Annotated in this window: 24 protein-coding genes; all 24 read right to left on the bottom strand. The window is 58.1% G+C overall.

All coding sequences use genetic code 11. The annotated features are described in order from the left end of the window. Window positions 1–17: 17 nt before the first annotated feature. Entirely contained in the window at window positions 18–758 is a 741-nt protein-coding gene (locus tag ACTQ4R_RS01110) for a Stp1/IreP family PP2C-type Ser/Thr phosphatase (protein ID WP_441625019.1), read from the bottom strand. Then, window positions 755–1,798, bottom strand: a complete 1,044-nt coding sequence (gene rlmN / locus ACTQ4R_RS01105; protein WP_441625017.1) for a 23S rRNA (adenine(2503)-C(2))-methyltransferase RlmN — start codon at window positions 1,796–1,798, stop codon at window positions 755–757. Before rlmN ends, ACTQ4R_RS01110 begins: the two co-directional genes overlap by 4 nt. Window positions 1,799–1,811: 13 nt before the next feature. Further along, a complete protein-coding gene (rsmB, locus tag ACTQ4R_RS01100) occupies window positions 1,812–3,137 on the bottom strand; it encodes a 16S rRNA (cytosine(967)-C(5))-methyltransferase RsmB (RefSeq protein ID WP_441625015.1) in 1,326 nt (441 codons plus the stop codon). Next, window positions 3,134–3,868: a zinc metallopeptidase gene (locus ACTQ4R_RS01095; RefSeq protein WP_441625013.1), complete on the bottom strand. Its 735-nt coding sequence runs from the start codon at window positions 3,866–3,868 to the stop codon at window positions 3,134–3,136. The genes rsmB and ACTQ4R_RS01095 overlap by 4 nt, the downstream gene beginning before the upstream one ends. A 22-nt stretch (window positions 3,869–3,890) precedes the next feature. Continuing rightward, the gene (fmt, locus tag ACTQ4R_RS01090; RefSeq protein WP_441625011.1) at window positions 3,891–4,811 is read right to left on the bottom strand and encodes a methionyl-tRNA formyltransferase; all 921 of its coding nucleotides are present in this window, start codon (window positions 4,809–4,811) and stop codon (window positions 3,891–3,893) included. A 4-nt stretch (window positions 4,812–4,815) separates the two neighbouring features. Beyond that, window positions 4,816–5,325 carry a peptide deformylase gene (gene def, locus ACTQ4R_RS01085; RefSeq protein ID WP_441625009.1) on the bottom strand — a complete coding sequence of 170 codons (510 nt, stop codon included), beginning with the start codon at window positions 5,323–5,325 and terminating at the stop codon, window positions 4,816–4,818. Window positions 5,326–5,346: 21 nt separating this feature from the next. Continuing rightward, on the bottom strand, window positions 5,347–7,797 hold the full coding sequence (gene priA, locus ACTQ4R_RS01080; RefSeq protein WP_441625007.1) for a replication restart helicase PriA: 2,451 nt from the start codon (window positions 7,795–7,797) through the stop codon (window positions 5,347–5,349). Between the two features lie 31 nt (window positions 7,798–7,828). Then, window positions 7,829–8,044, bottom strand: a complete 216-nt coding sequence (gene rpoZ, locus ACTQ4R_RS01075) for a DNA-directed RNA polymerase subunit omega (protein ID WP_441625005.1) — start codon at window positions 8,042–8,044, stop codon at window positions 7,829–7,831. A 67-nt stretch (window positions 8,045–8,111) separates the two neighbouring features. After that, window positions 8,112–8,708: a guanylate kinase gene (gene gmk, locus ACTQ4R_RS01070; protein WP_441625003.1), complete on the bottom strand. Its 597-nt coding sequence runs from the start codon at window positions 8,706–8,708 to the stop codon at window positions 8,112–8,114. Window positions 8,709–8,713: 5 nt separating this feature from the next. After that, window positions 8,714–8,968 carry a DUF370 domain-containing protein gene (locus ACTQ4R_RS01065; RefSeq protein WP_441625001.1) on the bottom strand — a complete coding sequence of 85 codons (255 nt, stop codon included), beginning with the start codon at window positions 8,966–8,968 and terminating at the stop codon, window positions 8,714–8,716. Window positions 8,969–8,978: 10 nt separating this feature from the next. Beyond that, a complete protein-coding gene (locus tag ACTQ4R_RS01060) occupies window positions 8,979–9,860 on the bottom strand; it encodes a YicC/YloC family endoribonuclease (RefSeq protein WP_441624999.1) in 882 nt (293 codons plus the stop codon). A 27-nt stretch (window positions 9,861–9,887) separates the two neighbouring features. Beyond that, window positions 9,888–10,526 (bottom strand): J domain-containing protein, encoded by a 639-nt coding sequence (locus ACTQ4R_RS01055; protein ID WP_441624997.1) that lies wholly within the window; start codon window positions 10,524–10,526, stop codon window positions 9,888–9,890. A gap of 9 nt (window positions 10,527–10,535) precedes the next feature. Beyond that, window positions 10,536–11,426 (bottom strand): DUF5685 family protein, encoded by an 891-nt coding sequence (locus ACTQ4R_RS01050; RefSeq protein WP_441624995.1) that lies wholly within the window; start codon window positions 11,424–11,426, stop codon window positions 10,536–10,538. After that, the gene (locus ACTQ4R_RS01045) at window positions 11,426–11,836 is read right to left on the bottom strand and encodes a SoxR reducing system RseC family protein (protein WP_441624993.1); all 411 of its coding nucleotides are present in this window, start codon (window positions 11,834–11,836) and stop codon (window positions 11,426–11,428) included. The genes ACTQ4R_RS01050 and ACTQ4R_RS01045 overlap by 1 nt, the downstream gene beginning before the upstream one ends. A gap of 18 nt (window positions 11,837–11,854) precedes the next feature. Then, window positions 11,855–13,162 (bottom strand): CdaR family protein, encoded by a 1,308-nt coding sequence (locus tag ACTQ4R_RS01040; RefSeq protein WP_441624991.1) that lies wholly within the window; start codon window positions 13,160–13,162, stop codon window positions 11,855–11,857. Then, window positions 13,152–14,045: a diadenylate cyclase CdaA gene (gene cdaA / locus ACTQ4R_RS01035; protein WP_441624989.1), complete on the bottom strand. Its 894-nt coding sequence runs from the start codon at window positions 14,043–14,045 to the stop codon at window positions 13,152–13,154. The genes ACTQ4R_RS01040 and cdaA overlap by 11 nt, the downstream gene beginning before the upstream one ends. A 104-nt stretch (window positions 14,046–14,149) precedes the next feature. Beyond that, window positions 14,150–15,274 (bottom strand): aminotransferase class V-fold PLP-dependent enzyme, encoded by a 1,125-nt coding sequence (locus ACTQ4R_RS01030; protein ID WP_441624988.1) that lies wholly within the window; start codon window positions 15,272–15,274, stop codon window positions 14,150–14,152. Beyond that, window positions 15,271–15,522, bottom strand: coding sequence for a DUF3343 domain-containing protein (locus ACTQ4R_RS01025; protein WP_441624986.1), 252 nt, complete (start codon window positions 15,520–15,522; stop codon window positions 15,271–15,273). Before ACTQ4R_RS01025 ends, ACTQ4R_RS01030 begins: the two co-directional genes overlap by 4 nt. 83 nt (window positions 15,523–15,605) lie before the next feature. Further along, window positions 15,606–16,097 (bottom strand): 2-C-methyl-D-erythritol 2,4-cyclodiphosphate synthase, encoded by a 492-nt coding sequence (gene ispF, locus ACTQ4R_RS01020; RefSeq protein ID WP_441624984.1) that lies wholly within the window; start codon window positions 16,095–16,097, stop codon window positions 15,606–15,608. Next, window positions 16,094–16,744 (bottom strand): 2-C-methyl-D-erythritol 4-phosphate cytidylyltransferase, encoded by a 651-nt coding sequence (ispD, locus tag ACTQ4R_RS01015; RefSeq protein WP_441624982.1) that lies wholly within the window; start codon window positions 16,742–16,744, stop codon window positions 16,094–16,096. The genes ispF and ispD overlap by 4 nt, the downstream gene beginning before the upstream one ends. A gap of 112 nt (window positions 16,745–16,856) precedes the next feature. Continuing rightward, window positions 16,857–17,351: a CarD family transcriptional regulator gene (locus ACTQ4R_RS01010; protein ID WP_441624980.1), complete on the bottom strand. Its 495-nt coding sequence runs from the start codon at window positions 17,349–17,351 to the stop codon at window positions 16,857–16,859. 198 nt (window positions 17,352–17,549) lie between these two features. Next, window positions 17,550–18,896: a butyryl-CoA:acetate CoA-transferase gene (locus ACTQ4R_RS01005; RefSeq protein ID WP_441624978.1), complete on the bottom strand. Its 1,347-nt coding sequence runs from the start codon at window positions 18,894–18,896 to the stop codon at window positions 17,550–17,552. A gap of 157 nt (window positions 18,897–19,053) precedes the next feature. Further along, window positions 19,054–21,015, bottom strand: a complete 1,962-nt coding sequence (locus ACTQ4R_RS01000) for a bifunctional 4-hydroxy-3-methylbut-2-enyl diphosphate reductase/30S ribosomal protein S1 (protein WP_441624976.1) — start codon at window positions 21,013–21,015, stop codon at window positions 19,054–19,056. Next, window positions 21,012–21,623 carry a lysophospholipid acyltransferase family protein gene (locus tag ACTQ4R_RS00995; protein WP_441624974.1) on the bottom strand — a complete coding sequence of 204 codons (612 nt, stop codon included), beginning with the start codon at window positions 21,621–21,623 and terminating at the stop codon, window positions 21,012–21,014. The genes ACTQ4R_RS01000 and ACTQ4R_RS00995 overlap by 4 nt, the downstream gene beginning before the upstream one ends. Window positions 21,624–21,628: the final 5 nt, after the last annotated feature.

The raw sequence follows: 21,628 nt of genomic DNA, 5'->3' as shown, positions 1-21,628 counted from the left end.
ATGACGCTCCCCTCCTTTCATCGTTGTTTCATGAGCACGGCGGTAACATTGTCCGACGCGCCGTGGCTCTTGGAAATGGTCAACAGCCGGTCCAGACAGGTGTTCAAATCATCGCCGTGGATGACCTCAAACAGCATCTCCTGGTCCGTTACGGTGTCTACCAAACCGTCGGAGCACAGGAGCAGGAACTCTCCCGGCCCCAAGGGGCATATGTATTCATCGCTGAGGGCCGACATGTCGGGCCCCAGCGCACGGGTAATGAGATTGCGGTTGGGGTGGTGGCGGGCCTCCTCTGCGGTGATGTCGCCTCGGTCCACCATCCTCTCCACTAAAGAGTGGTCCTTGGTGATCCGGGCAATGCCATCGGCGGTGATGCGGTAAGCCCGGCTGTCTCCCACGTTGGAAATGACAGCACCTCCGTCATAGCTGACGGCAGACACCAAAGTAGTACCCATGCCGCGGCAGTCCACGGAGGCCTCGGCCGCGTCCCGAATGGCCCGGTTGGCCAGGGTGACCGCATAGGAGGAGGCTTCCCGCAGCTGCTCCGGTGTCATGTCCTGCCGCAGGACCTTTTGCATTTCGAGCATAAAGGTATCCACGGCAATACGGCTGGCAAGCCTTCCGCCTGCGGCGCCGCCCATACCGTCACAGACTACGCAGAGCGTGTGACCGCTTTCCTCATGCTGGCAGACGGCAAAGGCATCTTGATTTTCCTTACGAACCAGGCCTACATCCGTCATGCTCCAAACTTCCATCATTGGGCGCTCTCCCCTTTCTTTGCTTCCTCCATGGCCTTTCGGCGCAGCTGGCCGCAGGAGGCGTCAATGTCGCCGCCCAGGCTTCTCCGCACCGTGGCGGTAATGCCGTGGGATTCCAGGCGCCGCTGAAAAGCGGCCACCCGCTTGGAGGGCTTGAAAGGGCTCTCCACCACGTCGTTCAGCGGAATGAGGTTCACGTGGCCGGGCATTCCCTTCAGCCGCTTGGCAATCAAATCTGCCTGCCAGTCATTGTCGTTGATGCCGTCGATCATAGCGTACTCAAAGGAAATACGCCGTCCTGTCCTGCGGAAATAGTCATGGCAGGCGGCAAACAGATCATCTACATGGTAGGCCCGGTTTACCGGCATGATACGGCTGCGGGTCTCATCGTCCGGCGCATGGAGAGAAACAGACAGCGTCAGCTGCAGATTACTCTCCGCCAGGCGGCGAATACCGGGAATGACGCCGCAGGTGGACAGGGAGATATGCCGCATACCGATGTTCATGCCGTCCGGATGGTTTACCAACTCCAGAAACTTCAACACCGTGTCCAAATTATCCATGGGTTCACCAATACCCATAAGGACGATATTGGAGATCTCCATTCCGGAATCCAGCTGCGTGAACAGCACTTGGTCCAGCATTTCAGCAGGTGTTAAGTCCCGCACCTTGCCGGCTATGGTAGACGCACAGAACGCGCAGCCCATACGGCAGCCCACCTGGGAAGAGATGCAGACTGTGTTTCCGTGGTGATAGCGCATCAGAACAGACTCGATACAGTTTCCGTCTGAGAGCTCCCACAGGTATTTCATGGTGCCATCTTGATGGGATACCTGCTTTCGGGCCACCTTGGGCACTGTTAGGATGCATTCCGCAGCCAGTTGGTCCCGCAGGGCTTTGGGGAGATTCGTCATCTCCTCAAAGGACCGGGCTCCCTTGTGGAGCCATGTGAACACCTGCTTGCCACGAAACGCCGGCTGGCCCATGGCTTTCATCACGTCTGTCATTTCCTGCAGGGACAGGGATTTTAAATCGATCATAGGAAAGAACCTTTCAAGGGTGCCGCTTCATGCGGCAGATATAAAAGCCGTCCGTTCCATGGCGCTGCGGCCAGAAGGTCAGCTGCCCCTCTACCTTCCCGATGGGGGCGGGAAGCGAGGCGGTTTCTCGGGCAAAATCCGAATGCTCGGCTAAAAACGCATCTGTGATCTGCTCGTTCTCCTCCGGCAGAATGGTACAGGTGGAGTACAGCAGGATGCCGCCTGGCTTCACATAGCGGGCAGCATTTTCCAGAATAGCACTCTGAATCACCGGCAGGGCAAAGAGATCATCGGCCTTCTTATAGCGCACATCCGGTTTTTTTCGAATGATACCGAGACCGGAACAGGGGGCATCCACCAGAACGGTATCAAATGCCTCCTGCCACTCGGGACGGAAGTTTCTTCCATCGGCTGCAGCAGTCTCCACACATGTGACACCCAGCCGCTCAGCCCCCTGGCGAATGCGGACCAGCTTGTTTTCGTGGAGGTCGCAAGCCGTCACACTGCCCTGGTTTTCCATGGCAAAGGAGGCGGAAAAAGACTTTCCGCCGGGAGCGGCGCACACATCCAGTACCCGCTGTCCCGGTGCGATGCCTGCTGCCAGGGAGACCAGACGGGCCGCCGGGTCCTGAACCAGGAAGCGGCCTTCCCGAAAAGCAGGCAGAGCTGTTAGATCGCCGGTGCCGGAGAGCTCCAGACAGCCGGGGACCCAAGCGTGGGGCCGTGCGGTGACACCAGCCTCTCTCAGCTCTGTCAGCAAAGTCTCCGCCGAGGTTTTCAGCGGGTTTACCTGCACGGTCAAAGGTGCCACGGAATTGTTGGCGGCCAGAAATGCCTCTGTCTCATCCCGGCCAAGGGCAGGCAGCAGACGCTTTACCAGCCACCGGGGATGGCTGTACCGGATAGACAGATACCGGATCTCATCCCGGTCCGGAATAGGCGGAAGATCATTTTTATTCTGGGCAAGCTTTCGAAGCACAGCGTTTACCAGGCCTGCCGCCTGTCCCCGCTTGAAGTGCTTCGCCAACTCCACAGACTCACTGACGGCGGCGCGGTCCGGTACTTTATCCAAGTACAGGATCTGATAGGCGCCCAGCCGGAGAATATCCAGCAGCGGCGGCTGCAGGTGGTCGGGCCGCTGGCAACAGAACGCACCGATATAGTGGTCCAGCAGCAGTTGGTTTTGCAGAACACCGTAGACCAGGCGGCTGCAAAGGGCTGCGTCAAGGCCGGCAATGCCGTCTCGGCGCAGCTGAGCCTGCAGAGCGGCGTCCGCCCAGGCGCCGTTGGTACGGCAGCTGATGAGGACCCGCAGGGCGGTTTCACGGGCAGAGCTCATTCCCGGCCACCTCCCCGGCGCCCGTTTCCGCCCCGGCCCAGGAAAATGAGCACGAAGCGCAGAAGCTGCAACGCGGACATGAGCAAAGCGGCCACATAAGTCAATGCCGCCGCCCACAGCACCCGGCCGGCCCCGGTGATTTCATCACCCTCCAAGAGATATTGCGACCGGATGGTCTCCATGGCCCTGGCGGAAGCGTTAAACTCCACAGGAAGCGTCACCAGCTGGAACAGCGTGGTAAAGGAAAAGAGCACAATGCCCACGAAAAACAGCGTCTGGCTGTACAGCAGCATGCCCACCATCAGCAGCAAAAAGGAGAGCTTGGAGCCCAACTGCGTGGCGGGAATGATGGCCTGCCGCAGCCGGATGGGGCCGTAGCCCTCCGCGTACTGGACGGCATGTCCCGCCTCATGGCAGGCGACGCCTACCGCCGCCACGGTGGGAGCGTTATATACGTTCTCGGAGAGGTAAATGGTATTGTCCCTGGGGTCGTAATGATCTGTTAGATTTCCCCGGACGCAACGGATACCCACATCATAAACACCGTGCGCCCGCAGCACTGCCTCCGCCGCCTGGGCGCCGGTGATGTGCCTGCGGTTATAGACGCCGCTGTACCGCCGAAAGTTCCCGCTGACCTGGAACTGGGCCCACAGGCTCAGCAGCAGAATGGGAATGAGAAGAATGCAATAAATATTGTTGGCGAGAAAATCGCCATAGCTGTAATAAGGCATAAAAGACCTCTTGCTTTAAAATTCAAAGGGTGATGGGATGTCCCAGCAGATAAGCGGAAGCGGCCATGCGCTTTCCACCTTGGGCCTGGAGCTCTGTGATCCGCAGGATTTTCCCGTCACCGCAGGCAATGTCGATGCCGGTCTTTCCCGCCGCAACAATGGTGCCGGCCTGGGCGGAGGTGCTCTCTCCAGTCTCCCGCACTTGATAGAGTTTCATCTGCTCACCGGAGATGATGTCCGTGGTGGCGCAGGGCCAGGGAATCAAGCCCCGCACCTGGCAGGAGATGGCATGGGCGGAACGGGACCAATCGATGGGAGACATATCCCGGGACAGCATGGAGGCATATGTCATTTGGTTTCCGTCTTGCGGCACACGGGAAGCAGTCCCGTTTTCCAGGGCTGTGACAGTTTCGGAAAGAGCCGCCGCCCCGAGCTCCGCCAATCGTATGGTCAACGACAGAGCGTCCTCTTCGGAACCGATGGGTGTGATTTTTTGCAAGATCACATCACCGGCATCCAGTTCCTTCGCCATATACATGATGGAAACGCCGGTCTCCGTCTCTCCATTCAGAATCGCCCAGTTGATGGGAGCCGCGCCCCGGTACTTGGGCAGCAGAGATGAGTGGACATTGATGGAGCCGTATTTTGGGAAATTCAGAATCTCCTCCGGCAAAATCTTGCCGTAGGCCGCCACCACGATGAGCTCCGGTGCCAAGGCTTCCACGATTCCCATGGCTTCGCCGTCCCGCATTTTCAGAGGCTGGTATACCTCCAGATTCTGCGACAGGGCATATTCCTTCACTGGGGAAAAGGCCATTTTGTGTCCCCGGTTCTTGGGCTTATCCGGCTGAGTGAACACGCCGCAGATAGTGTGTCCGTCCTCCACCAGGCGCTTCAAAGAGGCCACGGCAAAATCGGGTGTGCCCATAAACAGAATGCGCATGGGCTTACTCCCCTTCCTTTTCTGCCTCTTCCTGCTCCAGGTATGCGCGAAGCTCCTCGTCGGACAGGAAGTGGTCAATATGCTCGGTATACAGATGGCCGTCCAAATGCTCGATCTCGTGGCAGAAGCAGCGGGCAGTCATATCCTCTCCCTCCACTTCGAACCAGTTGCCGTCCCGGTCCTGTGCCCGGACCCGCACATAGTTAGGCCGGGTGACGATGCCCCATTTGCCGGGGACACTGAGGCAGCCCTCCAGTCCCGTCTGCTCACCGCTCTTGGCGATGATCTCCGGGTTCACCAGCTCGATATATTCCTCGGAATCCATGTCGATGACGATGCAGGCCCGGCGCAGAACACCCACCTGAGGGGCGGCAAGGCCGGCACCGTTGGCATCCGCCAGGGTCTCCAGCATATCGTCCAGCAGCTCGTGGAGCCGTCCGTTGAACTCTGTCACAGGGCGGCAGACCTTACTTAGGCAGGGATCACCCTGCTCTACAATTTTACGCAGTGCCATACGCTTGCTCCTTCCGACTGCTCAGTCCATAGGATTGCAGTCCACAAAAATATTCGATCCGCGGTTGGCGCGGTCATTTGCAAATTCTTTCAGCAGCCAGCTGATGCGGTCCCGGGTGGATTTGTCATTTTTTCCCACCAGCAGCAGCCGGTAGCGGAAGCGGTTATTCAGCTTCAAAACCGGCGCCGGCGCGGGGCCCAGGACCTCTTCCTCCGAAAAGGCCTGGCGAAGCCTCTCCCGGAACCCGGCAGAGGAGCGGAGGACGCTCCCCTCATCCGCGCCGGAGACAGTAAATACAAACAGGTCCGCAAAGGGCGGGCATCGGCGCAGGCGCCGCAGCCGGATTTCCCCTTGGTAAAAGCTATCGTAATCCTGTGAGGCGGCGCAGCGAATCACATCGTTGCCGGGCGTGTAAGTCTGGATGATCGCCCTGCCCTGCTTACCGCCTCGTCCGGCCCGGCCCACGACCTGGGTCAGCAGGCTGAACGTCCGCTCCGCGGCCCGGTAATTGTCCACATACAAGGAAAGGTCGGCAGAGAGAACGCCCACCAGTGTCACATTTTCAAAATCCAGCCCCTTGGCGACCATCTGGGTGCCAAGCAGAATGGGGACGCGATCCTTTTCAAAGCGGGAGAGAATGGCCTCGTGGCCGCCGGAGGCGGTATCCGCGTCCATCCGGAGGATGCCGGCTCCCGGGAACAGTTCACGCAGTTCCTCCTCTACTTTCTGGGTGCCGGTGCCAATGTGCTTCATGATCCCGCCGCATGCGGGGCAGACTTCCGGCGCCCGCTCTGAATGGCCGCAGTAATGACACATGAGCCGTCCGTTGGCGGAGTGGTAGGTCAAAGCCACACTGCACCGGGGACATTCCGGAACATAGCCGCACTCTCCGCACAGCAGCATGCGGCTGCTGCCCCGACGGTTCAAAAACAGGATGCTCTGCTCTCCGCGGCGAAGATTTTCCTCCAGCTCCTGCCGTAAAGGTTCACTGATAAGGCCGGGATTACCAGCCAGAATTTCCTGGCGCAAATCGGCGATGCGCACCTGGGGCATGGCATGGGTATTGTACCTTTGCCGCAGGCGGAAAAGATGGTATGTGCCTGTCTCCGCCGCCCAGGCGCTTTCCACGGTGGGAGTGGCGGACCCCAGCAGCAGCACGGCTTTCTCACGGGCGCACAGATATTTAGCAACATCCCGGGTATGGTATCTGGGAGGATTTTCTGATTGATAGCTCCCCTCCTGCTCCTCGTCCAAGATGATAAGACCCAGGTTTTTTAAGGGGGAAAATACGGCTGAGCGAGTTCCCAGCACCACCTGCACCTCTCCCCGGCGGATGCGCTTCCACTGGTCATAGCGCTCCGTCATGCGAAGAGAGCTGTGAAGCATACAAACTTTACTGCCAAAGTAAGAAGAGAATTTCCGCATCATCTGCGGTGTTAAAATGATCTCCGGCACCAGCACCATGGCGGTCCTGCCCTGGTCCAGCGTTTCCTGGACCAGACGCAGATACACCTGGGTCTTTCCGCTGCCGGTAACACCGTGGAGCAGCGCGGCCTCCGGCTTCCCGGCGTTCATGAGAGCCAGGATACCGTCATAAGCCGCCTGCTGTTCGTCGTTCAGCAGGATAGGAGGCCCAGGCTCAGTTTCTGATGCAACGATTTGAGGCACCCGCAGCTCCTCCGCTTCGGAAAAGGTCAGAATTCCAGCCTTTTCCATAGCCTTCAGCGTTCGGGCGGAGGCTCCGGTGAAATAGCACACGTCGGCGGAAGAAGCCTCCCCTGTGGCAGCCAGCAGCCGTACCACTTCATAGCGGGTGGGGGCGGTGCGGCGCCGGGTCTCTGTCAGAGCAAAGGCTTCCTCAGCATTGACGGCCAGGGATACCATGCGCCGGGTCTTGTCGCCGATCTTCCGCTTGGCGGCGGTCTCGCATGTGACAACCCCGGCTTTTTCCATGGAACGCAGAGTATTTTCCGCCTCAATTCCACAGGCATCCCGAAGGGTCTCCAGGTCGGCGATGCCGCCGCAGGCAGCCAGCACATCCAATATTGCTCCGGCGCGGCGGATAGATTGGCAAAGTGTGGCGGCCGTATCCCGGTCCATACCCTCCGCCAGGTGCCAAACTTCCCGCAGCCGATACCACAGGCCGGCAGGAAGAATGGTCTTTACCGCCTCGAACATGGTACAGAAGTACCGTTGCCGCATCCATAAAGCCAAGGAGATACCGTCGCTGTCCAGCACGGGGGAACTGTCCAGCACAGAGCCCAGAGGCTTTAGCCCCTGCGTCTTTTCGCCCTCTCCCCTTGCCAGAATAATGCCCTCGCTGGTCCGGTTTCCCCTGCCAAAGGGAACGGTAACACGGACACCTGGCACCGCGGCATCAAGCAGATGCTCCGGCACCAGATAGTCATAGGGCTTATCAATGGAATAGGGCGCGGCGCTGACCGCGATTTTTACGATCATTGCGGTCTCCATGCCTCGCCCCTCCTTGTGTGTTGCCTTGTGGTCAGTTTTCTTCGATGGTCAAGTCCATGTGGCTGGCGTCCAGCTTTCCCTCGGCCACCTCATTGATGGCCAAAGTCACAGGCTTTTCCGTCAGAAGCTCGCCGGTCTCCTCGGCCGTCTCGGCGATCTGGCGGGCCCGGCGGGCCACCACATTTACCAGCATATAACGGTTGGGGACATAGCTGGTCAGCTTGTTCATTGCAGGATACAGCATCATAATAATCTACTTCCATTCTGCCTTATTTCGGCTGATTTTTTTGTCGGATATGCGAAGGAACGGCAAATTATTTACCGTTAAGAATTTCCATCCGCTCCCTGGGCTTGCAGTGTTCGGCGGTCATGATGGCATTCAGTTCCTCCACGGCCTCGTCCACAGTGTTGTTGATGACGAAATAATCGTAGGTGTGAGCTGTCTGAAACTCCACCTTGGCCCGCAGCAGGCGCTTTTGAATCTTGTCCGGACTGTCGGTGCCCCGCTCAGTGAGGCGGCGTTCCAATTCCGCCCAGCTGGGAGGAGCGATAAAAATGCGGACAGTGTCCGGCCGTTTGCTGGTAACTTGAATTGCCCCCTGGACCTCAATATCCAGGATCACATCCTCTCCCCGCTCCATGGCCTCATCCACAAACCGCTTTGGAGTGCCGTAGAAATTACCCACGAATTCCGCGTACTCCAAAAACTCTTCGTTGGCGATCCATTGACGGAAGGTATCTACATTCAAAAAGTGGTAGTGGACGCCGTCCACCTCGCCGGGACGGGGGTCTCGGGTGGTGGCAGAAACGGAGAAATACACATTTTTCCGCTTCGCCATCAAGGCGTGGAGCACGGTGCTCTTTCCGACCCCAGAGGGACCGGAAATAATAAAACACTTGCCTTTTGTCATCTGCTTTACTCTCTCTCCTCTGCTTGCTCGCTTTGCGCTTTGGCGCCGAATTTCTCCGGCGGCAGCGCGGACAGGATCACATGGTCACTGTCCATAATGAAAATAGACGCGGTCTTGCGGCCATAGGTGGCATCGATCAGCATGCCCCTCTCCCGGCTCTCCTGGACCATACGTTTGATGGGGGCGGAATCAGGGCTGACAATCGCCACCAGCCGTTCTTGAGAAACAAGGCTCCCAAAGCCAATGTTGATGAGCTTCATACAACATCCCTCATTCGATGTTCTGGACCTGTTCCCGCATCTTCTCCACTTCGGCTTTTAAATTGACCACTACCTGGGCAATGGCAACGTCGTTGCACTTGGACCCGATGGTATTGGATTCCCGGTTGACCTCTTGGATGAGAAAGTCCATTTTTCGCCCCATGGGCTCATCGGATTCCAGCATAGTCCGCAGCTGGGCCACATGGCTCCGCAGGCGGACAGTCTCCTCATCCACGGCCACTTTGTCGGCATAGATAGCGGCCTCCGTCAAGATGCGCTGGGCGTCAATAGTGGTGCTTTGCAGCACCTCCTGCATACGGGCTGTGAGCTTTGCCCGGTATTCCGCTACGGTCTCGGGAGACCTGGCCTCTACCTGGCCTGTATAAGTCTCAATGGCGGTGAGGCGGTTTCCAATGTCCTCCGCCAGCTTGGCACCCTCCACAGCCCGCATGGTATGATAAGCTGCCAGTGCCTCTTCCAGTACAGCACACAGGTCGGCAGTGACGCTTTCCAGGTCCTCGTCCGCCTTTGTAACAGTAAGCACGTCCGGGAAACGAGCCAGTGTCTCCGGTCCTGCCTGGTAATTCTCCGCGCCGCAAACACCAGCCAACTCCCGCAGCGCAGCCAGATAGCTGGCAGCCAGTTCCCGGTTGACAGTGACCTTGGCCACGTCAGCGGCGGAAGCGTCCACAGTGATGAACACATCCACCTTGCCCCGGGAAATCGCCTTTTGGACGCAGCTCTTGATGGCATCCTCAGCGAAGGCATACATCCGGGGCATTTTTACCGTGCAGTCCAGATAGCGGTTGTTGACGGAACGGACCTCAACCGTGATGTCCCGCTTATGCAGCATCTGACGGGCGCGGCCATATCCGGTCATACTTTTTATCATGTTAACTCTCCCTCTCTTGTTGACCTCTCAACAGCAGAAGAAATATCCGCCGCCGTTGCAGAGGGTATATAGGCAGCACAGGGTCAAGCAGGGATTTCCGCCGCACAGCTCTGTGCCGAAACTGCCGCCGTCGGGCCGGTAGGCTGTCCGGTTGGCATTTTCCATAAAGTCCAAGGCGGACTGGTACTCCGCATTACTCGGGTCCATTTGGCAGGCTGTTTGATAATACCGCTTGGCTTCGTCCATCCAGCCACGGCGATAACAGACAGCGCCCTTGAGGAAATTCCACTCGGCGTTGTGGTCAGCGTAGTTGGCCAGCAGCGCCTCCGCACGGCTGAGGTTGCCGGAATTGATAGCCATGCGCACCTGCTGAAGCACAGAGCTGCCGGTGGAGGACTGGCTGCTGTACTGCTGACGCTGGTAAGCAGTCCCACCGGAACCATAGCTGCCGTAAGAACTGTTTCCGCTGCCGCGGCCGCTGCGCTCCCGGGTGATTTGCTCGTAGGCGGCATTGATGTCCTTCATTTTCTCCTGGGCCAGATCGGCCAGGGGGTTGTCATGGTAATTGTCCGGATGGTACTTGCGCGCCAAGTCCCGGTATGCCTTTTTGATTTCTTCGTCGGTGGCGGACTCCGGCACACCCAGGATCTGATAAGGATCGTTCATGTGGATTCCTCAGCCTTCTTGTTTGTTTCTCTCTAAACCACGGACCCGAGGGCGAAATGTGCCGTTCAGCACTGCCTTTCCTACTTGAAAGAGTCCGTAATAAATGGTTGCTTCCAATATGGGTGCCCAGCATCCGAAGTCCCACAGCTCATAGGCGGTGGCGATCATGCGGACGGAATGGTCCAATGTCCCGGCAAATTCAGCGCGGCTCTCCGCTGTCCATTGACCGTTTTGCAGGCCGAACCGCAGGGCTATAGGATTATAGTTCCCGCTTGCGGCATCTTTTTGCAGATCATCCGCCGCATCCGCCAGATAGACCCAGCGGCCAAGATGATAAAGCATCTGCCCCAGGACCCGCCGCCGTACGGGGTCTGCCACATCGTCGGCACTGCGCTCCAACAGTACGGCGAAAGCGTCTGCCGCCCGGTCGATAGAGGGACATTGTTCGGCCTCCAGCCGGGCAAGCTGCTCCAGCTGGCACCGGACCGCTTCATCATAGGCGGGACGAGCCTTGGCTGCTTTGCGGTAAGCCGGCTCCAGGATGCATGACACGCTCCGGTATTTCAAACCGTGGAGCCAATCATGGTCCGCCACACCGTCCCGCAGCTGCCAATAGGCCAAAATCACACTCTCGTCCGCCGCCAGGGCGAAGGCATCGTCGCTTTGCAGGTATGGGCGCTTGCGAATGGGACTGACAGGGCACCGGCTCTCTCCGCTAGGCCCCTCTTCCCTTTCCGCCAACAGGATGGCAAGATAGGTGAAATCATAATTGAGAATGAAACGGGCCGGCAATCCGTAGCGTTGGCCAAGCGTATGGCACAGGCCGCAATAGGCCCGCTGGAAGCGGTCACGCTCCTGCTGGGGCAGCTGCTCCAGTGGGGGACGTACATAGCCGTACATCAGAACAGGCGGACAATGTGGAAGGTCAGTCCTCCCTGCTTTTTCAGCCGCCGGTCATAGCCAATGGCTCCCACAATGCCGACGAGAAAGCCGACCGCCGCCACGGCGTACTGGACCGCCACTTTTGAGGTGAGAAAGGCGGTGATGAAATAGCCGGCCATAAACAGAACTACCGGAATGAGGTACACCAGCAGGATAATGTGCATCATTTTGCTGGTGCTGCTTTCCACCACTACCTTCTGCCCGGGGCGGGCGTCAATGGGATTGGTGGCTTTTGCACGGACTGCCGCGCCGGTGACACCGCAGCCGGCACACTCCTCGCAGTCATGTCCGCAGGCGGATTTCCGCGGAACGGAAATCTCCGCGTGGTTTTTGTCCAAAATTCGTTCAACAGTTGCGATCTGGGTCATGGTAACACTCCTGTGTGATTATTCCGTGGGTTCTTCCTCAATCGGCTCATCCGCCGGCGGGGCACTGCCCTCGCGGATGTCCACCCGGACCTGGTAGTTGCCGGCCACACCGATGTCGCCGGTGGTGTCCACCAGGATCTTGGCAGGGACTGTATAGCTGCCCGCAGCGTTATTGAAGTCTGTGAGGTCCGCCACAACCAAAATGTCATCGGGCGTCACCCGCTCCACATCGGCGGTGGTGCCGAAAATGTGAACTGTCATCTCCAAGGTCAGCAGGTCCACGTACTTGCCTTCCGTCAGCAGGTTTTCATACTGAATGCGGCTGGTGGTGATGTCCGCCTCTGCCATATCCTTGAAGGAAAGCTGCAGCGTGGCTTGACTGGTGCCGCTGAGGTTTTCACAGCCTTCCGGTACGGGAATCACGTAATTGTACAAAGCGGCACTGTTCAGCTCCACCAAATTAAAGTCTGCCAGCACCAGGGAGTCCACGTTCCGCAGCTGCTCTGCGTCGCCGGAAATGGTGATTTTCGCCGGCGTGATCTTATAAGTCACGTTGGAGAGGCTGGCGCCGGGAGATTCCTTAAAGTTCATGACCAGGTCCACTTCCTTGGTGACATTCACCGGCAGTGTGACCTGTACCGTCTCCACGTTGGAGTGGACATTGGAGCTGTCCACGACCTGTCCCTTTTCGTCATAGTATTGATAGCTCAATTCCCGGGAAACTGTGGCCATGGCATCAGTGCCGATGTCCAGCGTTACCTTGGCATAGCTGATCCGGTCCAGCGTCTCCTTCTGGCCGCGGACCTCAAAGCTTGCGGGAGAGACCTCCAGTTCGCCGCCGGAGTACCCCGCCGCCACATTGCCCACGATCTCATAATGGACAGTTACGCTCTTACTGTACAGCTCGCCGATATTGACGGTGGCGGTATAGGGCTTGATGTCGGAATAAGAGACGATTTGGCTGAGTGTACGGATCTTAAAGCCCGGCTTGTTGGAGACTGTCTGGGAACCGGTAGTGGTGATGTTGGAAAGGTCTGCCTGGATGAGAAGGTCATCCCGGTCCACCTTGGCAAGATCCCAACGGGTGCCCTGGAGCGTTACGTCCACCGTGGTGTCCGTTCCCTCCTCCAGCAGCATCAATCCCCGGCTGGCCAGTGCGGCGTCCGCGTCCAGATACTCGATGGGGATGTCCTTGAACTCCTTGGTGACGATACGGGCTGTTCCGTCCGGATTTCCGGTTAGGTCAGCGTAGATCCAGATGCTGATGGCCACAAGAGTTGCCAAGGCGATGTAGAATGCCTTACGCTTGCTGACTTTATTCTTCATCGCCGCTGCCTCCGTTCTTTTTGGCCGACAGCAGATTTGTCAGACCGGAGAGGCTGAACTTCTGCTTGTCCGTCTCCTCACTATCCTGGGGAAGCAGCTCGTTGCGCAGCAGATTCTCCAGCGTTTCCGGTTTCAGATGGCGCTTGAGCATACCGCCAATCGCCACCGAGATGGAGCCAGTCTCTTCAGAGACAATGACCACCACAGCGTCGGAGTTCTCGCTCATACCGATGCCGGCCCGATGGCGCATGCCCAGGTCCCGGCTGAGGTTAACGTTCTTGCTGAGGGGCAGCATGCAGCCGGCGCCAAGCACCCGCCCATTCCGGACAATGACGGCGCCGTCGTGCATAGGTGCCTTCACAAAGAAGATATTCTTCAAAAGCTCACTGGAAACGGAGGCGTCCAGTACAGTGCCGCTGCGGACCATGTCGTCCAGCAAAATCTCCCGCTCAAACACGATCAAGGCGCCGGTACGGGATTGCGACATCTCTGTGCAGGCCAGGACGGTCTGCCCGATGGTCTGCTCCATGGTGTTGACATCCTCCTCGTGGGAGAAAAACGCCGTGAAGCGCTTGCTGCCCATCTGCTCCAGAATACGGCGGATCTCCGGCTGGAACAGGATGATGAGGGCCAGAACTCCCCACTCCACCATACTGCTCATGATGTAATACACACCGTGGAGCTGCAGTACGGAAGACAGCATCAAAGCCGCCAGAAATACCAGCAAACCCTTGAGAAGGCTGGCGGCTTTGGTGCTTTGCACCAGCATGAACACCTTGTACAGGACAAAGATCATGATGGCAATATCTAAAAGGTCTGTCGGCTGAATCAACAGCAGGTAGCGTCCGATCACTGCCGGCAGTTCCGCAAGTTTCACTTCCATTGAGAGTTCCTCATCCCCTTTAGGCCATGAATACCTTGATTATATAAAATATAGCTTAGGATTGCAAGGCAATCAGCAGGAAAATTCACGGTCTGTTCAGAAAATCAGACCAGAATATCCCGCATGGCCTCCAGAAAGCGTTCCACTTCTGCGGCGGTGTTCCAATGGGAAAAGCTTAGGCGCACTGTGCCGCTGTCCAGAGTGTCCGCGGTCCGGTGCGCCAGGGGCGCGCAGTGGAGCCCGGCGCGGACAGCAATGTCCCGCTGCCCCAACTGGCTGCCGATAGTCTCCGTGTCGTGACCTGCCGCGGTGAAGGAGAGTACCCCCACCTGGGATGCAAGATTCGGTCTGGCAAAAACCTGTACGCCCGGCAGCTTTCGCAGCCCCTCTGCCGCCTGCCGAGTCAGCAGCCGCTCCCGGCGGCAGATGTTCTCCGGACCTTGCTTTTTCAAAAAGCGGACGCCCGCCAGCAGCCCCGCGATGCCGGGAACATTGTGGGTGCCGGCTTCCAGCCGGTCCGGCAGAAAATCCGGCATCTCTTGAAGAAGGGACAGGCTTCCGGTCCCTCCTTCCAGAAGCGGCTTTACAGGCATCCCTGTCCGGCATAGGAGGACCCCGGTGCCTTGCGGGCCGTAGAGGCCCTTGTGTCCGGGCATGGCGATGAAGGACGCTCCCAGCGCGGACATATCCAGCCGCAGCACCCCTGCGGATTGGGAAGCGTCGATCACAAAGGGAACGCCCCGCTGCCGGCAGATCGCTGCGATGGATTCCACCGGCTGAACAAACCCAAATACATTGGACACATGGTTGCAGATCACAGCGCTGGTCCCCGGTGTGATGAGCCGGTCAAAGGCATCCAGAACCGCATCCTGCCGGAACAGCGGCCCAGCGGCCACCGCTGTCTTTGCCCCCAGGGCTGTCAAGGGCCGCGTAACGGCGTTATGCTCATAGCCGGAAATAACGACCCGTCCCCCGCGGGGAACCAGACTTTTGATGGCAATATTCAGCGCATGGGTGGCATTCAGCGTGAAGACCACCTGTTCCGGGCTTTCCAGATGAAAAAGCTCCGCCAACGCGCTGCGGCAATCAAAGGCCGTGTCCGCCGCGGCCATGGCGGCACCGTATCCGCCGCGGCCCGGAGAACTCATGGTACGCATGGCTTCCGCCACAGCCTTGGCTACCTCCGGCGGCTTTTGAAATGTGGTGGCAGCGCTGTCCAGATAGATCATAAAGGCACCTCCTGTATGCCTCCCGGTTGGGGCAGATATATTTGAACAGGGTCCAGATGCTCCCTGCGAAGAATCAGCAAAGCTGCCGACAAGTCCGGCGGGGCCAGCTCCACGGCATAGGCACAGCCGGAAGAGGTCAGGTCTCTGGGTGCCCGGAAAATCCGGCAGCGGATGCCCGCGCGGCTCAGTGCCCGCTGCATCCGCTGGGCGTAAGTGATGGAACGGGCGATGATCAAATAGTGCTCCACGAGCTCGCCTCCTCTCTGTCCATCTTATGGCCTGGGACGGAAAGGGTGCGAAAAAGGACCTGCCGCCAGGCAGGTCCTTTCGTTCAGATATTGTTCAGCTTCTCCAGAAGCACCACCGCGTGAGCCGCCATACCGGAACCATCGCCGGTAAAGCCAAGGCCTTCCTCCGTGGTGGCCTTCACGTTTACTTGCTCCGCTTCAATGCCCAGTGCCGCGGCGATATTCGCCTCCATCTGTGGCCGGTAAGGCCCAACCTTAGGTGCTTGGGCGAGCAGCACAGCATCGATGTTCACCACGGCGAAGCGCTTTTCTCCCAGCAGCCGTCCGACTTCCGCCAGCAGCTTTAAGCTGGAAATACCGGCATATTTTGGGTCTGTGTCCGGAAAGAGCTTGCCGATGTCCCCCAGGCGGGCGGCGCCGGTCAAGGCGTCCATGACCGCGTGGACCAGCACATCCGCGTCAGAGTGGCCCAGCAGCCCTTTTTCCCAAGGTATATCCACGCCTCCCAGAATAAGCTTCCGACCTTCCACCAGCCGGTGAACGTCATATCCGTGTCCGATGCGCAGATTTGTCATGTCCGCTCCTCCCGGTCCTTTAAGATCGCTTCCGCCAGCACCAGATCGGCCGGGGTGGTGATCTTTAGGTTGGTCTCCTCTCCCTCTGTCAAAAAGACCACCTTTCCCAGCCGTTCCACCGCGCCGCAGTCATCTGTGACTTCAATCCCCTGCTCCAGAACAGACTGGAGAGCGGCTTTCAAAACATCCGCCGTAAATACCTGCGGCGTCTGCACCGCCCGCAGTGCGCTCCTGTCCAGTGTCTGCGCCACCGCGCCGTCTTCCCGGACGCATTTGATGGTATCTTTCACCGGAACGGCAGGGGCTGCCGCTCCGCAACGGGTCGCGGCGGCAATGACGCTGTCAATGAGCTCCGGCGTCACCAGAGGACGGGCACCGTCCTGCACCGCCAGCAGCTCCATGCTTTTATCCGCCTCCAGCGCCGCCAGCATAACGGAATGGGCGCGGCTTTCACCGCCCCGGACCACTTTTTTGCATTTGGTGATGCCGTATGTATGGCACAGCTGGGCGATCTCTACCAATTCCTCTTCCCGGGTGGCTACGATGATTTCATCCACCCGTTCCGCCCTCTGCAAGGCATCCAGCGTCCGTATCAAGACGGGAATGCCGTCCAGCGGCAGCAAAAGCTTGTTGGTGCCGCCTCCCATACGGGTAGAACTGCCGGCTGCTGCCACCAGTGCGGCGCAGCGAGGCCGGCGTCCTTCCCGATATTTTTTTAAGAATGGAAGCATCTGCTGATTCCTCTCTCCATGTAGTTGTTTAATGGAGCGCAGGTGTTTGCCGCATGGCTTGATCCACACGGCTCTCCAGTTCCCTGTACTCTCCCTGCTCCGCCATGACGATTTCCGAAATGAGGATCTGCCGGGCATTGTGCAGCATTTTCCGCTCGCCGGTGGACAGGCCCCGCTGCTGTTCCCTGTGCATCAGCGCCTTGACCACCCGGGCTACCTCGTACAAGTTCCCGCTTTTCAGTCTTTCCATGTTTTCCCGGTAGCGTTTGTTCCAGTTAGCGGTGCTCTCCACCGTCATATCGGGAATAGCGGCCAGAAGTGCCTCCGCCTCCGGCTGTGTGATGAGCGTGCGGATACCAATGGCATCGCTGTTGCAGACAGGTATCTTCAGCAACAGTCCGCCCATGGGCATCTTGAAGACATAGTAATCCTGTGTGACGCCTGCGATCTTTTCTTGAACGATTCCATCGATGATCCCCGCACCATGCATGGGATGCACGACCAGATCCCCAATGCTGAACATGAGAGGCTTCCTTTCCCGCCTACGGTGCCGGGTCTCCGCAGCCGCTGATATTTTGACAAAAACAAATATTTACTCAAGTATGATTATAGTATGACAATTGTCAATTTTCAAGCACTTTTTCAGTTTTTTTGCGCTGAAAAGCAAAAAAAATCGGCACTGGCGGAGGTATGTGCTCCGCCAGTGCCGATATAAAATTGTTTACTTCTTGTTGGAACGGCGCCAGATGTGCATCTTCTCAGCCTCAGCGATCAGTTCCTCACGGAACTGGGGATGGGCGATGCCAATGAGTGCCTCAGCACGCTCCCAGGTGGACAGGCCCTTGACGTTCACCTTGCCGTACTCGGTGACCAGCCAGTGCAGGTTGGTACGGGTGGCGGTGATGATAGTGCCCTCCGCCATGGTGGGACGGATACGGGACTTCAGCTGGCCGGTCTTCTTGTCCATGTAGGAGGAAGAGCAGCAGATGAAGCTCTTGCCGCCCTTGGCCAGATAAGCACCCATGACGAAGTCCTGCTGGCCGCCGGCGCCGGAGATATGGCGGGTGCCGGAGGACTCGGAAGAGACCTGACCGTACAGGTCGATGTCCACAGCGCCGTTGATGGAGATGAAGTTGTCGATCTGAGAAACGCGGGCAATATCATTGGCGTAGCTGACAGGCACAGCCATGCACTCGGGGTTGTGATCCAGGAACTCATAGAGCTTCTTGGTACCGGCAGCGAACGCGTAGGTCTGACGGCCCTTATCGAAGGGCTTGCAGGCGCCGGTGATACGGCCGGCCTTGGCCATGTCCACGAACGCGTCCACGTACATCTCCGTATGCACGCCCAGGTCCTTCAAGTCGGACTCAGCGATCATCTTGCCGATGGCGCTGGGCATGGAGCCGATCCCCAACTGCAGGCAAGCGCCGTTGGGGATCTCGGGCACCACCAGATTGGCCACGGCCATATCCACCTCAGAAGCAACAGACGGACCGCCCATCTCGTCGATCTCGGGGTTGTCACCTTCTACGATCATGTCCACATCGTCGATGTGGATATAGTTGTCGAAGCCGCCAAAGCACACCGGCATGTTCTTGTTGACTTCCACGATCACGACCTTGGCAGTCTCGCACACGGCCTTCAGATGGGTGCCGTTGGGACCGAAGTTGAACCAACCATGCTCATCCATGGGAGCGACCTGCAGCATGGCAACATCCGTCTGCTGGATGCAGTTGCGGTAATAGCTGGGCAGCTCGGAATAACGGATGGGAGCGTAGAAAGCAAAGCCCTCATTGATGGCCTTGCGCTCGATGCCGGACATATGCCAGGAGTTCCAGGTAAAATGCTCTGCCACGTTGGGCACGTCGAAGATGGCGGGACGGCTGGTTAGGATGCCGCCGTGGATCTTCACGTCGGTCAGTTCCTCGCTGCGCTTGGCCAGGGCCTTGTCCAGTGCCTTGGGGGTGCCAACGCACCAGGCATAGTCGACCCAATCGCCGGATTTGACGACTTTGACAGCTTCGTCAGCCGTCTTGAGCTTCTGCTGATATTCCACTTCGTAGCTCATGTGATTTCCTCCTATTTCATTTCCCGTGGTCAGTATTTCCGTAGTTTGTCAAGATTATAACATACCGCTTCTCCCATTGCAATGGCAAACGTGAAAAAAATCACAAAATTTCAAAAAAAGGAGCAGGCTCTATGAGCCTGCTCCTTTGCAACTGAAGTTACTCAGCGTCCTCAGCGGCCTCCGCCTCAGCAGTGGGGGTCAGCAGAGCACGGATGGACAGGGAGATCTTCTTCTTCTCCTCGTCCACAGCGGTGATCTTGGCGTCGACGATCTGGCCCTCAGACAGGACGTCCTCAGGCTTGTCGATGCGGCGGTCAGCGATCTGGGAGATGTGGATCAGACCATCCACACCGGGAACGACCTCGGCGAAAGCGCCGAAAGTCATCAGCTTGACGATGCGGACAGAGGCCACGTCGCCCACGCTGTACTTGTTCATGAACACATCCCAGGGATTCAGAGTGCGGTCCTTGACGCCCAGGGAGATCTTGTGCTTCTCAGCGTCGAAGGAGATGACGTACACATCCAGGGTGTCGCCCACCTTGCAGACCTCAGAGGGGGTCTTGATACGGCTCCAGCTCAGCTCGGAGATATGTACCATGCCGTCCACGCCGCCGATATCCACAAACACGCCGTAGGAAGTCATGGACTTCACAGTGCCGGTGTAGTGCTTGCCGACCTCGATGGTGGACCACACAGCCTCCTGCGCGGCCTTGCGGGCCTCCTCGGTGACGGAACGGATGGAACCGACCACACGGCGACGGGCACGGTTGACCTCGGTGATGCGCAGCTGGACCTTCTGCTTGATCATGGAGCTGAGGTCAGCGCCGCGGGGCTGGCCGCTCTGGGAAGCGGGAACGAACACCCGCACGCCCTTGACGGAAACCACGATGCCGCCCTTGTTCTCCTCAGTGACAGTGCCCTCCAGGACGGTCTTGTCCTCGACGGCCTGCTCAATGTTTTCCCAGACCTTCACGGCGTCCAGACGCTTCTTGCTCAGCTCGGCATAGCCCTCCACGTCGTTGACGCGGACAATGTAGGTCTCGATCTCATCGCCCACGTGGACGATATCCTCAGCCTTGGCGGTGGGGTCATCGGTCAGTTCGCTCAGCTTGATATAAGCGGCCTGCTTGGCACCCACATCCACCTGGACCTCGGTGGGAGTGATGGCCGTGACGATGCCGGTTACCTTCTCTCCTGTATTTAAAGTTTTGAAAGACTGATTCAGTAATTCCTCGAAGGACTCATCCATGCCCTCGGCCGCTTTGATTTCTTCGCTCATGCTTGCATATACCTCCTTAATGATGCCCGCAGGTGTGGAGGCGCCGGCCGTCAGTCCCGCCGCCCCGCAATCCTTGAAAACCTCCGCAGAGAGCTCGTCCGCGCTTTCAATCTGGAGCACGCGGGAACACCTCTTTTGGCAGATCTCCGTCAGATGCTTGGTATTGGCACTTTTACGGTCACCCACCACCACCATCACGTCCACCTTGCCGGCAATTGCAGCCGCCTCCGTTTGACGCTTATGCGTAGCATTGCATATTGTATCAAATATTTTTACGTTTGTACACTCTTTTTTTAGAATTTCCCAAGAACTTTCGAAAAGTTTTCGGATGCAGGTGGTCTGCGCGACCACTGTAACAGGGATTTGCCGGTGGGAGGTATCTTTTTCCAGCCACATCTTTACTGCCTCCGGACCGTCAAACACCAGGGCGTGGCGGCACCAGCTGGCCACCCCCACCACCTCCGGATGGTGAGGCTCGCCGATGATGATGGGCTGGCGTCCATCCTGCTCCGCCTGGGCCACCAGCTTTTGGATGCGGCAGACATTGGGACAGGTCGCATTGACGCAGCGCACGCCCCGTGCCTCCAGATCATCCAGTACATTTTTCACTTCGCCGTGGGAGCGGATGACCACCGTGTCCCCTTTTCCCAAGGAGCCGGGGTCCTCTGTTTTACGGATGCCCCGCCGGGCCAGATCCTCCACCACATGGGAATTATGGATGAGGTCTCCCAGCATCCAGCAGCCGCCTGTCTCCTCCGCTGTTTTCTGGGCCAACTCCACGGCCCGCTTCACGCCGTAGCAAAAACCGGCACTCTCCGCTAAAAATACCTTTCCACTCACAGCGGCATTCCTCCGACAGCTTGACCACCCAGGGCATAGGCCTGTGCCAGAATATCGTCCGCGATCTTCTGCATCTCCTCGGAGGTGCCATGGCGCCCGGTATAAACCGGCTCGTAGGGGTCGCCGAAGATAATGCGGGTCCGGTGGAACAGCTTCTTCTCACCGTCCATGAACACAGGGACCAGCTTGGCGCCTGTTCGGACACCGATCATGGCAACACCGCTCTTGGCATGGGCCGGCAGGCCGTCTTTATATCCCACGCCGTTGCGGACCACCGTTCCCTCCGGAAAAATCAGCAGGTTGTCACCGGATTTCAAGACTTGAATGGCGGTCTTGACGGCTTGAATATCGTTGTTGCCCCGGCTGACGGGGAACGCTCCCAGCTTTCGGATGATCCAGCTCAGGATGGGGTTTTTAAACAGCTCTTCCTTCGCCATGGCGTGGAGGCGGTAATTTACCGGCAGTTTGAGGCCAAGTAGCACAGGGTCCCAATTGCTGGAGTGGTTTGGGCACAGCAGGACACCGCTCCTTGGCAGCTTCTCCATCCCCTCCACCGTGACCGGATGGAGAAAGCGGACGATGAAGCCCAGCACATAGTATACAAACACAAAAA

The organism is Dysosmobacter sp. Sow4_B12, assembly GCF_052116665.1.
Classification (GTDB): domain Bacteria; phylum Bacillota; class Clostridia; order Oscillospirales; family Oscillospiraceae; genus Oscillibacter.
Note: the sequence above shows the minus strand (reverse complement) of the source record. Positions and strands in the feature narration are given on the sequence as shown.